The sequence below is a fragment of the Alishewanella tabrizica genome (genome assembly GCF_014652375.1).
GTDB lineage: Bacteria > Pseudomonadota > Gammaproteobacteria > Enterobacterales > Alteromonadaceae > Alishewanella > Alishewanella tabrizica.
The window spans coordinates 95,323-110,149 of sequence record NZ_BMYR01000001.1; the positions used below are offsets into that span (position 1 = coordinate 95,323).

A 14,827-nucleotide genomic window follows, 5' to 3' on the forward strand; every position below is an offset into this window, starting at 1 on the left:
TTTGAAGGAATACTTTTCAGGCTCCGAAACTGATAAAATTATAGCACATTCGATCTAATGCTAACCCGCTGCCGTAAGGCTACTTTTTAGCGCAACAAGAGCAAATAACGACTATGGGTTTTATTAACAGTAAAGATTTTAGCCACGCTCAAGCCGACAAAATCGGCGTAATTTTAACTAACTTAGGCACGCCAGATGAGCCGACGCCTAAAGCGTTAAAACGCTATTTAAAGCAATTTTTATCCGATCCCAGAGTGGTAGAAGTACCGCGGCTACTGTGGTGGTGTATTTTAAATGGCGTGATCTTAAATATACGCCCTCGCCGCTCCGCTAAAGCCTATGCGACGGTTTTTACTGACGAAGGCTCACCTTTAATGTTTCATACCGTGCGGCAAACACGGGCTGTACAAGCTGCCTTAAGTGCCGCTGGTCACGATAATGTTGTGGTAGATTTTGCTATGCGTTATGGCAATCCAAGCTTTGCCAGCGCGATTGAGCGCTTAATGGCGCAAGGTGTGCGTAAATTATTGGTTCTGCCTTTATATCCACAATACTCAGCCTCAACGTCGGCCTCTAGCTTTGATGAATTGGCACGTGATTTTATGCAGCGACGCTGGATCCCCGATTTACGTTTTGTTAGCCATTATCATGATTATCCTGCTTATATTGAAGCTTGTGCCAATCGTATTTTAGCGCACTGGGAAATGCATGGTCGGGCAGATAAGCTGTTATTTTCTTATCATGGCATTCCAAAACGCTATTTATTAAACGGCGATCCTTACCATTGCGAATGTTACAAAACCTCGCGCCTCATTGCCGAACGTTTGGGCCTTAGTAAAGCAGAGTACCTCACCAGCTTTCAATCGCGCTTTGGCCGAGAAGAGTGGTTAAAACCTTATACAGATGAAACCTTAAAGGCCTTGCCTGGACAAGGTGTTAACAGTATTCAAGTATTTTGTCCGGGATTTTCTGCTGATTGTTTAGAGACGATTGAAGAAATTGGCGAAGAAAATAAAGAATATTTTGAACATGCGGGTGGTAAACGCTACGAATATATCAGCGCCTTAAATGATCGGCCGGATCACATTAATGCATTGTGTCAATTGATCACCGATAACCTGCAGGGCTGGCAAGTTTCTGCCGATCCAGACCGATTAGCACGCGCACAATCTATTAACTCACAGGAAGTGAAGTAATCCTATTTTATGTCTGACGAAAATCGAGTAGAACCGCGAATTGGTGATGCCCCGATCGCGGTAGCACCAGTTGCTCAACGGCGGCGTTTTGAAAATGTACGGGAAAACCGTAAAGTCCCTATCGCCCCTCGCGAACGAAATTGGAAACCATTGAAGTGGTTACTTTGGCTGCTTATCTTGGTGTTGTTGAGTGGTTTAATCTATCAAGAGGCCCGTACTAGTTATGTGCAGTCACGGGTTTGGCATTTTATCGCTGATACCTTACATTTTGAGCTGGGCGCGGGCCCCGCACCGGAGGAGGAACATCCTATCTTTCCAACGGCGGGCCCGTTTGATGAGCGTGCCGGTTACCGCTATTTAGCTGATTGGTTGCCGCAACTGAGCCAATCAGGCTTTTCTATTCAACAACAAACCCGTTTTTCCCCGGCATTACAACAATTTGCCGAATGGGGTTTTTACCCCCCTTATGCAGAAAAAACGCAATGGGGCTTACAGATTGTGGATTGTAAGCAAGAATCTTTGTTTAGTTTTAGCACACCCGAGCAACAGTTTGCGCAGTTTAACGATATAGCGCCGCTCATGTTACGAACGCTGTTATTTATAGAAAACCGCGATCTTTTTCAACATGCTCCACTTACAAATCCGGCATTGGATTGGTCGCGTTTAGGTGCTGCGGTGCTGGGACAAGTGCAAAAAATGCTAGGACAAGAGGCCTCGGCTGCCGGCGGCAGTACCCTCGCCACGCAAATTGAAAAATATCGTCATTCGCCACAAGGATTAACGGCAGGTTTTGCGGATAAATTTAAGCAAATGGTTTCCGCCAGTATTCGTGCCTATCAGCCCGGATTGGAAACCTTGGAACGCCGTAAGCAAATCGCGTTGGATTATATTAACACGGTGCCGTTAGCGGCTACGCCCCATACCGGTGAAGTACATGGTATTGCGGATGGGCTAGCGGCATGGTTTGGCACCGATGCCAAACGCGTGAACCAGTTGTTGCAAGACAGTACGCCAACGGCGGAGCATGGGCAGGCGTTGCGTCAGGTGTTAGCGTTGTTTATTGCGCAGCGCAGACCCAGTTTTTATCTGCTACAAGGTAAAGCTGAACTCGAGCAGCTTGTTGCCAGTCACTTACGCTTATTACGACAGTTTGGCATTATCAATACGGCCTGGTATGACGAGGCAGCAGCACAAACCTTACAATTTCGCACGCAAAGCCGACAAGCGCCTCGTAAGCTTGATAAAACAGCACTGTTAGTACGCAATCGGGTTGCAGCCCTACTTAATCGCAGCTTGTACCAAACTGATCGTTTAGATTTACAGGTACAAACTACCCTAAATTTACCCCTACAAGAAAAAATTAATCGCTATTTAAATCAGCTTGCGCTGTTACCCCAAGCCACGCAGGCGGGGATTATTGGCCCGCGATTATTACGCGAAGATCAAATTAAAGGCGTTAAGTACAGCTTTACGCTGTATGAAAGCACGCCTACTGGCAATAAATTGCGCGTACAAACCGATAATCATGCTGAACAACCGTTCGATCTGAATGAAGGGGGTAAACTGGAATTAGGCTCTACCGCTAAACTCCGGATGCTTACCACCTATTTGGAAATGATTGCCGAGATCCATCAAACCTATGCCGAAGAATCGGCTGCCCAATTGGCGCTACTTGATATTGCCCCGCAAGATAGCCTATCGCAATGGGCCATTAATTATTTGATTGCTAACCCTAGAGTAAATTTAACCACCATGCTAAATGCGGCACTTGATCGGGAATTTTCTGCCGATCCGCGTACCAGCTTTTTCACAGGTGGAGGATTACATACGTTTGGTAACTTTAGGCGCGAAGAAGATCAGATGAATCCAACGTTGCGCCAATCTTTATATGAATCAATCAATTTACCCTTTGTGCGGGTGACACAAGAGATCGTGCAATACAGTATTCATCATGGTGAAACAAGCAGCTATCAGCTGTTAAAAAATGATGATGATCCTCGCCGTGATCAGTATTTGCGCCGTTTTGCTGATCATGAAGGGGTCAGCTTTTTACAACGTTTTTGGCGAAAATACCATAAACTTAATGCCGATCAGCGCTTAGAGGTGTTTTTAAATGGGTTACGGCAAACACCGGATCGCTTAAGTGCGGGCTATCGTTTTATTAACCCGAGCCAAAATGAAAGTGACTTTGTGCAGTTTATGCAGCAACGCTTTACCGATAACCCATTAACTGCAGCTCAATGGCGTCAACTGTATCAAAAGTACTCACCCAGCGAATTTAGTTTACCAGATCAGGCGTATTTGGCGCGGAGCCATCCGTTAGAACTCTGGCTATTAGCCTATTTGGAGCAACAGCCTACTCCTACTTTGGCCGATGCGATCAGTTTAAGTGCCGAGGTACGTCAGCAAGCCTATCAATGGTTATTCCGCACGCAATCTCGTAGCGCTCGGGATAATCGTATTCGCACCATGCTGGAAATTGAAGCCTTTTGGGATATTCATCAACGCTGGCAACGATTGGGTTATCCTTTTGATTATTTGGTTCCCTCACTGGCAACCGCACTGGGTAGCTCTGGCGATCGCCCTGCAGCGTTAGCTGAATTGTTAGGGATCATTCAAAATGGCGGACGTCGCTTACCGATGTTTCGCGTAGAAGGCTTACACTTTGCGGCTAACACCCCTTATGCCGCGCAGTTGGCGCGCACCGATGTGCAGATTGAGCGTGTTATGGCACCCGAAGTGGCGCAAGTATTACGGGAAAACTTGGGCGGTGTTGTACAACAAGGGACAGGCCGGCGCTTATTAACCCAATACAGCTTACCCAATTTACCTGATTTAGCCTTAATTGGCGGCAAAACCGGCACTGGCGATAACCGTATTAGCACCGTGAATAGCCGAGGTGAAACCGTGCAATCACGGGCGCTAAATAGAACAGCCACCTTTGCGTTTTATTTTAGTGATAAATACTTTGGGGTAATTAGCGTTTATTTACCGGGTAATGCCGCCGCCGATTACTTTTTTACCTCGGCTCTCCCTTTGCAAGTCTTAAATGGGATGTCGCCGCTGATCATGCCATTATTAAAACAGCAAGACAGCTGCCCGCAATAGCGGTTAGTGCATTGAACTGACTAAGTCTAAGTTAAGGTATGATGTTAAGGTATAGATGTTAAGGCTTAGGCTAAAACCTAAATGTTAAGGTTTAGAAGCTAACGCTTTTAAGTTAAGATTAGGCCGCAACCACCTGATTGCGGCCATTATTTTTGGCTTGATACAACGCCACATCAGCACGATGCAGCCACTGTTCCCATTCTTCGTTGTCCAGTAGCATGGCCACGCCAGCCGACAAGGTTACTGGTTTGCCGTCTGGTAAGGTTAAATGCTGCTCAACACCTTGCCGAATTTTCTCGGCGATAGGAAACAAGGTTGCAGGCTCAATATCACGCAGCAGAACTAAGAACTCTTCACCGCCAAACCGAAACACTTTGTCGGTTTGGCGAATTAAGCTTTGAATAAGCGGCACTAAGTTGATTAGGGTTTCATCCCCTACTTTGTGGCCATATTTATCGTTTATTTGCTTAAAAAAATCTAAATCAAATAGAATTAACCCATAACGGCTTTGTAATTTCTGGTTAAGCTGCACCGCTAATTCTAACTCGGTATTTAATGTGTGACGATTTCCTGCACCGGTTAAGCTATCAATACTGGCCAATTGCTTAAGCTCTTTACGCTGTAATTGCGATCGGTATGCAAAAACATAGGCAAAAAAGCTACAGATAAACGCGGTAACAATAAATGACATCATTTGGTAATGGCTGGCAAATACTGAACCGGCTTTACTAAGTTCAACCATCACAAGGGTAAAAAGTAAAATAGAGGAAAGCACAACGGCACGGCGCCCTGAAACTAAGAAAAAGATAAACACCAACAATGGATAAATCCAAAATAGCCCATTTACCCCTAAATTAACCGCAACTATCCCCGCGCCAACACAAAAGATACACGCCAAAAATTGGCCAGGCTTTACCGTATCACCTGTTCGCCAGGCAAAAAACACCGAAATGATCGCAGAAAACACAATACAAAAATCGGCAATACCAACGATCCAATTCCCGGTAATTAAGCGATAGACGGCATAAGGCGTAACAAAAACGGTGATCATAATCCCCACCAAGGTAATCATGGCGAGATAAAAATCGTCTTTTAGGCGTTTTTGCAGCGCATGCAGCAGATGAACATAATTAAACAAACAGACACCTTTTAAACAGGTTGTTCTTATAAAAGATACTATAGAACGTAAGCCATACCTCTGACAACTATTCTATGGTAGTGCTTAATACCAACTCATTACCTTGACGAGTCATATAGCGAGAAACATGCTCCCAAAGCGCGTTAGGCAAACACGGCAGACAACTCTGTAAAATGGGCGATCACATGATCAGCTTGCTCAACAAAGTGTTGATTACTGTCATTCAAATATAAACACGACATCGCCCCAGCGTTACTGGCTACTTGCAAATCAAACAAGTAATCCCCGACGTAGAGAATTGCCGAACTGGGAATGGCCATCTGTTGTGCAATTAAATGCAAACCTTCAGGATCTGGCTTAGCAGCGCAATCTTCACGCGTTAATACCAGCGAAATAGGAATGTTTAGCCGTTGTAATACTAACTGAGTAGCTTCGCGCATATTTCGAGTTAAGATAGCTAACGGGTAACCACGCGCATGTAATTGCTGCAAACACGCTTCCGCACCGGGCATCCACGTTGCAGCCTCGGCCCCCGCTAATTCATGCTGACGAATAATGGCTTCTGCTCGATATGTTTCTTCACAAGGCCCTAATGCTGCCATATGCTCGAGTAGCGGCGTACCTCTGGGCCAACCGATGTCATCACATATTGCATCAAAATCGAGCCTAGAATCGACTAAGGTACCGTCTAAATCGAAAACAACAGCATTAATATGCGCAAACTTCATAATAATTTCCTTGGATATGGCGTAAATAGTAATTTTGTACGTAAAAATGTCCCTAGCGGTTGCCATAAAAGCCTGCAATTCGCTAGACTAGCCCACCAAATTTTTTAACAGATAGCTTAACAGGATTGCATTATGGGTGCCCAGTGGAAAAACAAGCATAAAATGGATGCGGCCAATGCTCGCGGTCGCGTTTTTACTAAACTTGCAAAAGAGATCATGGTGGCGGCGCGCAATGGTGCAGATCCCACAATGAATGCTAAATTGCGTTCAGCCATTGAAGTAGCCAAAAAAGCCTCTATGCCCAAAGAGACGTTAGAGCGCGCCATTAAAAAAGGTGCCGGCTTACTCGATGGCCCCGTTAACTATGAAACCGTGGTTTACGAAGGTTTTGCGCCGCACCAGGTGCCGGTGATCGTAGAGTGTTTAACTGATAATAAGAACCGTAGTGCCATGAGTATGCGGATCCTGTTTCGTAAAGGGCAATTAGGTAGTTCCGGTTCAGTGTCTTGGGATTTTAAACATTTAGGCCAAATTGAAGCGGTCGCAACAAGCCCCGATGCAGATTTAGAAGTCGCCGCGATTGAAGCCGGTGCACAAGATTTTGAGCAAGGCGATGATGGTGAAGTGGTATTTTTAACAGAGAGCGCTGATCTTGATGCCGTCGCTAAAGCATTGCCTGAATTTGGCTTTGAAGTGCATTCCGCCAAGCTAGTGTATCGTGCTAACAATCCTGTGGCGTTAGATGAAACAGCTCAAGCCGAAGTGGAAGCGTTTTTAGATGCTATCGACAATGACGACGACGTTCAAAACGTATACGTTGGCTTAGCATAAAACGAAAAAAGCAGTTAATCTTTGGTGTAATCGCCAAAATGGCATTGGTACATCAGTGTACATGATTATGTTGTATATCATGAGCTATGCACTAAGATTAACTGCTTTATAGCGGCTTGACGCTAGCACACTGCATTTAGTTGTATCCTAACACAGCACAATGTTCTATCTCACTATCGTGAGCACGCCGTGGTAAAGACTCGTCCTCGTTTTCTGACCACACCAGACTTAAGGCACGGCGCTCTTGTTGCGATAACTTCACTAAGGGCGTCAGCGCGGTCTGATGATAAGGTTCTGCACTAGCACGAAGTGTTTTTGCATTGGCTTTCATAGGGTGACTCCGTTTTTCAATTTACACATACGATAACAACGTAATAAGCGGGATATCGCGAACTACGTGTATAGCCTAGCGTAGAAAAACTGAGCCTACCCTGAATAACGGGTTTTAGAACTTACCAAAAATCAATTGCCAGAAACTAAAACGGCGTTCTTTATGATACTGCTTTTTTAACGCATCAACCTGTTTCAAATGTTGCTGTAGCTTGGGCATATCATCTGTAGCCACCGCCTGTTTTGCTAATACCAGCTCAGCTAATACTTTATCTAACCCCTCTAAATACACCGCAGCTTTATCTGTTGGAAGCGGCGCACGTTTTGCTTGCTCAGTAAGATGATGCAGTTTTTCGACAAACGGCAAGGCCTCGGCCGTTGTAGCCGCTTCAGAAGCTTGTTTAAAGGCAAACCCCATGGTTTTCATCGTACTTTCTAATTTTACCGGGCTGGTTGCCTGCGCCAGAGACTGGCTCGAAAAAAGCATAAAAAGTAATAAGTACAGTTTAATCATAAGTTCCTCAGCATAATAACGATGTTGTATTATAACGTTTTACGCACGTCACGTCAGTTAAGCCCATACGTTTACACCATCATAAATAGGCTTTATTAAAGGAATCTTTTGATTGTTTTAGATAATCACGCGCTTTACGCGCATGATTTTCCCACGCATCGCGATCGGCTTTCAGCGTAAACGGATTCTGCTCCGGGGCGACAGAGCGCTCAAAACGTTCATAATAGGTCAGCATGCCCGAGGTTATTTGGTTAAACCCATCTTTGTAACGTTGCATACCATCAAGCAATTCTGAGGTCTTTAAGACAAACCGAATCAACTCGGTGTTATTACCATCATTTAAATAGGTACCCGCTTTTAAGCTGATATTGCCGGCAGCGGCTGCAATTAGCTTTTGCCGCACATTTTCATCCTTGCTAAGCACTTTGCTAATATTTTCTTTTGAGCTCACGATGCTGGCATGTAATAGGGTTTCTCGCAGATGCTTTTCCAAGTCTTTACGATAATCTTCAATAGCCCGTTGAATCACGGCTAGCTCGTTGTCTAATTGACTCACCAGTTGCAATTCCCGTTCTAATTCACTTAAAAAACGCTCGGCATCTTGATAAATCTTTAAACCATTATCTTCGGCGAATTTACGATCAGAGCGGCTTAACCCAGCATTTTGATAACTAGAGCGGTCAAAACTGGTGGCTAAAAACGATTTAAAGGGTTCAGCGAACGCCGAATAGGTGCCAGCACTCACTACATTTAAGGTAGCGGTTACCAAATCGCCAAAAGGTTTAATCATTGAATTTAATCGGGCCTGTTGAATTTGCGAACTCACCCGCTTGGTGTCGTTGATAATGGCGCGAAAACTGGCGTACGCCATGGGGTTAGACATTTTGTTGCGCTCTGAGCTGGCGAGGACTAAGGAAATCCCCGAATGCAACGCATTGGCATATTCTAAGTATTGGCGTTGCACATCTAATTGCGCAGCATAGTTTGTTCCTAGAGTGCGGAAGGACTCTGCTTGTAATGCAAAATTTTGATCACGGCGTAAGGTGTCTAAAATACCGCTAATGATGCGCTGTTCATTTTTATGTAACGCGGTGCCTAATAAAATGCGTTCAATCTGCAAGTCATCTAGTTGCACATAGCCCTGTTGGCTTTCTATATCAAGGCGCAAAAACTTGCGACCAGGATCATCAATAGAAATACGATGTGCTTTGTAGCCACTGCTTCCAGCTTGATGTTCAATGACCGCTACGGGCTGCCAAGCACTGTCCAAGGTACTACGATCGGATAACAATACCTGAATACGATAGCTGACGAGATCAGACTCGGGCATGATCCATAGTTCTAATAAGCCCTGCTCGCTTAGCGCTTCACGGCTAAATAAGCTGTTATTACCATTCGCGCACCGAACCGCGCCTTGGCCATTACGCGGCAATTCCGAGGTTAACTGACAATCACCCAATAAACGCCATTGTGATAAGCCTGCTTGCTCAAAATCACTGCTAAAAACGGTACTAACCGGTTTTGCGCTGACGGGTAAAGCTAACATAGCGCAACATAACATCAGGGCGTAACGCATGGGTACCTCTGTTTTGCATGCCCGCGGCTCAACATGAGTACCGCGATAAATTGTTGAATATTTTAGCAACCGCATCCCCTAGCAGCAATCAGCAACCAGAGATATATTCGGTGGCCTGCCCCTTCACAACCACATGTGGTTTAAGGACGTACAGGGTTAAGTGACGTTCGGCACTTCATCATCAGCAATGCTAGATTAAGCTATGCTGAATTAATCCATGCTGAATTAAGCGGTGCTGCATTAAGAAATACTACATTAAGACGTGCCAGATAATGCGGCGTGTTCCTGACAGGTTAAAAACAAGCGTAAATCTAATTCTAATTGATGGTAATTTGGCTCCATATACTGGCACAACTGATAAAACGCTTTATTGTGATCCTTTTCTTTTAGATGGGCTAACTCGTGTACCACTAACATACGCAACAACGGCAAGGGTAACTGTTTTAATTGACTCCCTATCCGTATCTCATTTTTACTTTTTAGCTTAGCGCCTTGTACTCGACTAATTTGCGTATGGGTTCCCAAGGCGTTTTTCACTACATGAATTTTCGGATCGTAAACGGCTTTGCTAATAGGATCGCTGCTTTTTAAATATTGCCGTTTGATCTGCTGGGTATATTCATACAAAGCCTTATCGGTTTGAATCGCATGCTGCTGTTGCGGATAACGTTGTTGTAGGGTTAACGCCAGCGTATTACTTAACAGTAATTGGTGTACCTGCTGCCGAATGACCTCGGGATAGCCGCGTAAATAAGGTAAATCATGCATAAGTAATTCTAATCCTTATGTCATACATAATCTCGTGCATCCGCCACAGCGTTGTCACACACGCCTTTTAAACTGTGCAAAGTTTATCTAACTTAATCGGAGATTGTGATGAAATTATTGAATGCAGGTATCGCGTTGTCCATGCTGTTTAGCGTCAATGTCATAGCAAGTAACAATACCTATGTGTACTCTAATGTAGAATATTGCCAACTGCAATCGCAAGGCGCTGCCGATGGTCAACTTGAAGCCTATGCGCGTAAATTAGGTTTTGTGCCTGATCAAACCGCCTGTCGCGCACTATTACAACCTGTTCGCGTCAATACACAGCAAATCGTTGCAGCACCATTACGCGATTTACAACGCGGCTCTGCGATCCGACTCCCCACCAAAACAGCACAGAAATTAGCCGCGTTATCTACTGAAGAGCGGGCTAAGGTATTAAAGCGCTTTGGGTTGCAATAACAGCACTAGCGCCTTGGTCAGAGCAGAGGATATAAAAAAGGCCCTAGCCTTTAACACGCTAGTCGAACGTTAAAACCGCAGGGTTCGAATCTACTTCTATCTCTTGGCGCATTAATGACAAAAGCCCACGTTTTCTTGTGGGCTTTTTCGTTTAGTTTGGCTGGGTGTTCCATTACCTTATGCTGGTTACTCAGTTATTGGCATGAGTCCACAGAACCGTTTTGGTATTTTAAATCATAAGTATGCTGGATTAACTCACTAACTCAACATTGTTATCAATCACACCGCGCACAACACCATTTCTATTACTTCTATTTAAGGTTGACCTAATCGCTGATTCAATTTTTTGAATTGTGCTTTCATTTCTTCATTTTGAAACGGTTTGGCATCCGGAATTTGCAGGCTTAACAACGTCTGAAAAGTGTTTTGTCCTTGTTTAATCAGTTGAGCAACCTGAGAGCTAAGGCTAACGGTTTTATAAGTATTGTTAGCAACCTCATACTCGCGCTGACTAATTTTTAGTGTTTTGTATACTTTTGCGCGCTGGTTTTTTAAGATTGCGGTGTATAAATCAATCGCTTCAATGGTTGTCCGATTTGATTGAATATTTGCTTTTAGCGTTTCTGAATGACCACCACTTTGCATTAATTTTCTCGATTCACTGATAACAGCATCAGCTTCTTTTTTGAATGCGGCTAGCTTCGGTAAGTAATCGGTATCAATCGCTACGATAAAACTGTTTTGCATCTTCAGCATTAACTTATGCAGAATAACGACCATACCATAGTACGTTTTTGCAGTATCGAGATTTTCACCCGATTTTTCGGTAATAGCTTGAAGTTGCTCTGTAATTTGCTTAATGCTACTAAATACAACGCTCATCGAAATAACCGAGTCGCCTATAACGGATGTCAACCACACCTCGATTTGCTCAGCGTCGAGTTCAATGCCCATCACATAAAGAAGTTTCTGCATATCAAGCAATATCTCAGACATACTCTCACGGTAAGACTGAATATTGTTTTTTCTAAGCTCAATCAAAATGTCGTAATCGCCTTTTGTATTAGCAGTAAATTCTTTCATCAATCTAAACGGTACATTTTTTGTAACAAAGGTAGACTCACCAAGTGGCGCAAATAAACGTTTTTCTTGCAGCTTGGCGATCTCAAGCTCCTCTTCATTTATTTTTTGTTCAAGCGCTCGAAAGTTCTCCCGATGCTTATCAATTTGTGGCGAGTTGAGTAATGCGATAACCTCATCAATTGCGCCATCTAGATCTTTATTAGCGTTGCGTTTGTCCCTACCAAACCATTTTTCATCTGATAGGGTTGCTAACTCATTAAAATAATCTAGCGCGCCTTTCAATTCGGCAAATATCTCAGGCTGGTTGAGTGATTGAACAACAACCTTGTCTTTGGCAAAGGAATGACCAGAGAAAAATAAGTGAACCAAAAGTACAAAGTAGGCTGGAAACGCTTTCATTAAATGTCCCTATTTAAAATTGAGCTAAGTTTATAAGCCCACTTAAAACAAGTTTTGTAAGATAATTGATAATTTAACGTATTTGGTTTCAAAGGGGTAGCACCGCTGCGTAAGCAAAACGAGTTTCAATGTCATTTTTATAGTTTTACGACACATTATTGTAAAGATTTAACCCGTTTTACACATCGACACTTTATTTGTCACCGGCAATGTAAAACTGACCCACTAACGACAATTTAAAATTGACCCACCTGAGGCAAAATTACCGCCGACATTAATTGAATTAAGGCGGTGTAATTTTAATGCTGACTCAGGAGTTATTAGTGGAAATCCATGTGTTGCACCGACAAGGCCAAAGCATTCGTGCTATCGCCAAAACATTACATGTATCACGCAATACTGTTCGTAAGTATCTGCGGGATATTGCTAAAACGCCAGCCTATAGTGAACGTGCTGATCGGGCTTCAAAACTTGACCCCTTCAAGACGTATCTGATGGAGCGGATTGCTGCGGCTAAGCCGGATTGGATACCGGCAACGGTGCTGTTCCGTGAAATTCAGGCCAAAGGATTTACCGGCAAAGAAGGCATTCTGAAGAACTATATCCGGCCTTTTAAACCGCAGCAGAATGAACCGGTGAGGCGCTTTGAAACTGCCCCAGGCCAACAGCTGCAAATCGACTTTACGACCATTCGCCGCGGGCGTTATAAGCTAAAAGGCTTTGTTGCCACGCTGGGTTTTAGCCGCGCTACCTATGTCCGGTTCAGTGAATATGAGCGCCAGGAAGACTGGTTGCTGGGTATTGAAGCCGCGCTGGATTACTTCTCTGGCGTCCCTAAAGAGCTGCTGTTTGATAACGCCAAATGTATCATGATTGAGCGCGATGCTTATGGTGAGGGTGCTCATCGCTGGAATGCCAAACTGCTTGAAATGGCCAAAGACTATGGCTTTAAACTTAAAGCCTGCCGCCCTTACCGGGCAAAAACCAAGGGCAAGGTTGAGCGCTTCAATGGCTATTTAAAAGGCAGCTTTATCACGCCATTGGCTGCCAGCTTAAAACAGGCTGGCCTTGTGCTCGATGTCGACACAGCGAATGCGCATATCGGCCCCTGGCTGCATGATGTGGCCAATCAGCGCATCCATGGCACGACTGGCGAGAAGCCTGCGGTGTTACTGGCCAAAGAGCGCTTGAGCTTGCAGGCGCTACCTAGCGGGATTAAACCGCGCCAGTCTGACATCCGGCAAATCACGCGCTATGCGATGCCGCGTGAAAGCTTACAACACCCCTTATCGGTGTATGACCAATTGCTGGAGGTGCGGCTATGAACCTGCAACTTCAACGAATACAGCATGCCTGCGAGGTATTGAAACTGCCGGCAATAGCCACCGAATGGTCAGCCATGGCTGACCACAGTGCCGCACAAGGTAAAAGCTTCGCCGACTTCCTCGAAAGCCTGCTGCAAGCAGAACTGGATGCCAGATTGCAGCGCACGCGGGAGATGTTGCTCAAGACCGCCGGGTTGCCAGCGGTAAAGCACTTCGATGACTACGACTTCCGCTTCGCCACCGGCGCACCGCGCAAACAGCTATTGGAGCTCACCAGCCTGGCCTTTATTGAGCGTCAGGAGAATATTGTACTGCTCGGCCCCAGTGGCGTAGGTAAAAGCCATCTGGCGATAGCACTGGCGTACAGCGCCATTATGCGTGGCATAAAAGTGCGCTTTATCACTGCGGCAGATTTAATGCTGCAACTGGCCACTGCAAAGAAACAGGGCCGCCTGGAGGCATACTTAAAACGCAGTGTATTATCGCCAAAACTGTTGGTCATAGATGAAATAGGTTACTTACCGTTTGGCCGGGATGAAGCCAACCTGTTCTTTAACGTGATAGCAAAACGCTATGAACAAGGCAGCGTTATTGTGACCAGTAACCTGCCATTCTCTCAATGGTCAACGGCGTTTGCTGATGATCAAACCTTAACTGCGGCACTGCTGGACAGATTATTACACCATGCCCATATCGTACAGATCAGCGGCAACAGCTACAGGTTAAAAGGTAAAAGAACAGCGGGTGTGATACCGGCAGCAGAGAGTACGTTAAGTTGATAAAAGGCCAGGGGTGGGTCAAATTTAGATTACCGTTTTAAGCGGTAAGTGGGTCAAAATTGGATTGCCGTTGACAATTAGCAGTATCAGAATTTCAGCTGCGTGATGAAAGCGACTGTACCGCACATATGAATAAGGTGCGCGGAACCAAATCCTCTTTCTCGACCCATAAATGACAAAAGCACACGCTTTTGGCGTTGCGGTGGGTAAGGGATTGTTTCGGGCATCCTGCCCTCAACCCCTTCGGGGCCGCACTAAAGTGCGTCCCAACTTGTTCCTGACAAGTTGGTCGAACCGCAGGGTTCGAACCAAATCCTCTTATTCTGCCGCATAAATGAAAAAGCCCACGCTTTTGGCGTTACGGAGAGTCAGGGATTGCCAGAACCATCCCTGGTTCTGGCCCTTCGGGCCGCACTAAAGTGCGTCCAAATTCGCTCCCGGCGAATTTGTCGAACCGCAGGGTTCGAACCAAATCCTCTATCTCTGCCGTGTTAAAACAAAAGGCACACGCTTTTGGCGTTGCGATGGGTAAGGGATTGTTTCGGGCATCCTGCCCTCAACCCCTTCGGGGCCGCACTAAAGTGCGTCCC

14 protein-coding genes are annotated in these 14,827 nt (G+C 45.1%); 7 read left to right on the forward strand and 7 right to left on the reverse strand.

Annotation, left to right across the window (positions count from 1 at the left end; translation table 11 throughout):
• Nucleotides 1-113: 113 nt before the first annotated feature.
• Together hemH and IE070_RS00420 are read left to right on the forward strand one after the other, a co-directional pair.
• The gene (hemH, locus tag IE070_RS00415; RefSeq protein ID WP_189479345.1) at nucleotides 114-1,196 is read left to right on the forward strand and encodes a ferrochelatase; all 1,083 of its coding nucleotides are present in this window, start codon (nucleotides 114-116) and stop codon (nucleotides 1,194-1,196) included.
• 9 nt (nucleotides 1,197-1,205) lie between these two features.
• Nucleotides 1,206-4,304: a transglycosylase domain-containing protein gene (locus IE070_RS00420; RefSeq protein ID WP_189479347.1), complete on the forward strand. Its 3,099-nt coding sequence runs from the start codon at nucleotides 1,206-1,208 to the stop codon at nucleotides 4,302-4,304.
• A gap of 118 nt (nucleotides 4,305-4,422) precedes the next feature.
• Here IE070_RS00420 and IE070_RS00425 read toward each other — a convergent pair whose 3' ends face one another.
• Both IE070_RS00425 and IE070_RS00430 read right to left on the reverse strand, forming a co-directional pair.
• A complete protein-coding gene (locus IE070_RS00425; protein ID WP_229796875.1) occupies nucleotides 4,423-5,442 on the reverse strand; it encodes a GGDEF domain-containing protein in 1,020 nt (339 codons plus the stop codon).
• A 143-nt stretch (nucleotides 5,443-5,585) separates the two neighbouring features.
• On the reverse strand, nucleotides 5,586-6,170 hold the full coding sequence (locus tag IE070_RS00430) for an HAD family hydrolase (RefSeq protein WP_189479349.1): 585 nt from the start codon (nucleotides 6,168-6,170) through the stop codon (nucleotides 5,586-5,588).
• A 132-nt stretch (nucleotides 6,171-6,302) separates the two neighbouring features.
• Between IE070_RS00430 and IE070_RS00435 the strand changes: the two genes are divergently transcribed.
• Nucleotides 6,303-7,001, forward strand: coding sequence for a YebC/PmpR family DNA-binding transcriptional regulator (locus tag IE070_RS00435; RefSeq protein WP_189479351.1), 699 nt, complete (start codon nucleotides 6,303-6,305; stop codon nucleotides 6,999-7,001).
• 136 nt (nucleotides 7,002-7,137) lie between these two features.
• Here IE070_RS00435 and IE070_RS00440 read toward each other — a convergent pair whose 3' ends face one another.
• From IE070_RS00440 to bdpA, 3 genes are all read right to left on the reverse strand, one after another.
• Nucleotides 7,138-7,332, reverse strand: a complete 195-nt coding sequence (locus IE070_RS00440; protein WP_189479353.1) for a hypothetical protein — start codon at nucleotides 7,330-7,332, stop codon at nucleotides 7,138-7,140.
• Between the two features lie 114 nt (nucleotides 7,333-7,446).
• Nucleotides 7,447-7,845 (reverse strand): cytochrome b562, encoded by a 399-nt coding sequence (locus tag IE070_RS00445; RefSeq protein WP_189479355.1) that lies wholly within the window; start codon nucleotides 7,843-7,845, stop codon nucleotides 7,447-7,449.
• Nucleotides 7,846-7,924: 79 nt separating this feature from the next.
• A complete protein-coding gene (gene bdpA, locus IE070_RS00450) occupies nucleotides 7,925-9,421 on the reverse strand; it encodes a BAR domain-like protein A BdpA (protein WP_189479357.1) in 1,497 nt (498 codons plus the stop codon).
• Between the two features lie 213 nt (nucleotides 9,422-9,634).
• Between bdpA and IE070_RS16745 the strand changes: the two genes are divergently transcribed.
• Entirely contained in the window at nucleotides 9,635-9,694 is a 60-nt protein-coding gene (locus IE070_RS16745) for a hypothetical protein (protein ID WP_373296886.1), read from the forward strand.
• Here the strand turns inward: IE070_RS16745 and IE070_RS00460 are convergent.
• Nucleotides 9,677-10,189: a M48 metallopeptidase family protein gene (locus IE070_RS00460; RefSeq protein WP_189479360.1), complete on the reverse strand. Its 513-nt coding sequence runs from the start codon at nucleotides 10,187-10,189 to the stop codon at nucleotides 9,677-9,679. The two genes, IE070_RS16745 and IE070_RS00460, sit on opposite strands and share 18 nt — an antisense overlap.
• Before the next feature lie 108 nt (nucleotides 10,190-10,297).
• Between IE070_RS00460 and IE070_RS00465 the strand changes: the two genes are divergently transcribed.
• A complete protein-coding gene (locus IE070_RS00465) occupies nucleotides 10,298-10,651 on the forward strand; it encodes a hypothetical protein (protein WP_189479362.1) in 354 nt (117 codons plus the stop codon).
• A gap of 315 nt (nucleotides 10,652-10,966) precedes the next feature.
• Here the strand turns inward: IE070_RS00465 and IE070_RS00470 are convergent, their stop codons facing one another.
• Nucleotides 10,967-12,133, reverse strand: a complete 1,167-nt coding sequence (locus tag IE070_RS00470; protein ID WP_189479364.1) for a hypothetical protein — start codon at nucleotides 12,131-12,133, stop codon at nucleotides 10,967-10,969.
• A gap of 302 nt (nucleotides 12,134-12,435) precedes the next feature.
• On the opposite strand from IE070_RS00470, the gene istA reads away from it, so the two are divergent.
• The gene (gene istA / locus IE070_RS00475; protein WP_189479365.1) at nucleotides 12,436-13,458 is read left to right on the forward strand and encodes an IS21 family transposase; all 1,023 of its coding nucleotides are present in this window, start codon (nucleotides 12,436-12,438) and stop codon (nucleotides 13,456-13,458) included.
• Nucleotides 13,455-14,237 (forward strand): IS21-like element helper ATPase IstB, encoded by a 783-nt coding sequence (gene istB / locus IE070_RS00480; protein ID WP_189479367.1) that lies wholly within the window; start codon nucleotides 13,455-13,457, stop codon nucleotides 14,235-14,237. The genes istA and istB overlap by 4 nt, the downstream gene beginning before the upstream one ends.
• The last annotated feature ends 590 nt before the right edge of the window (nucleotides 14,238-14,827 follow it).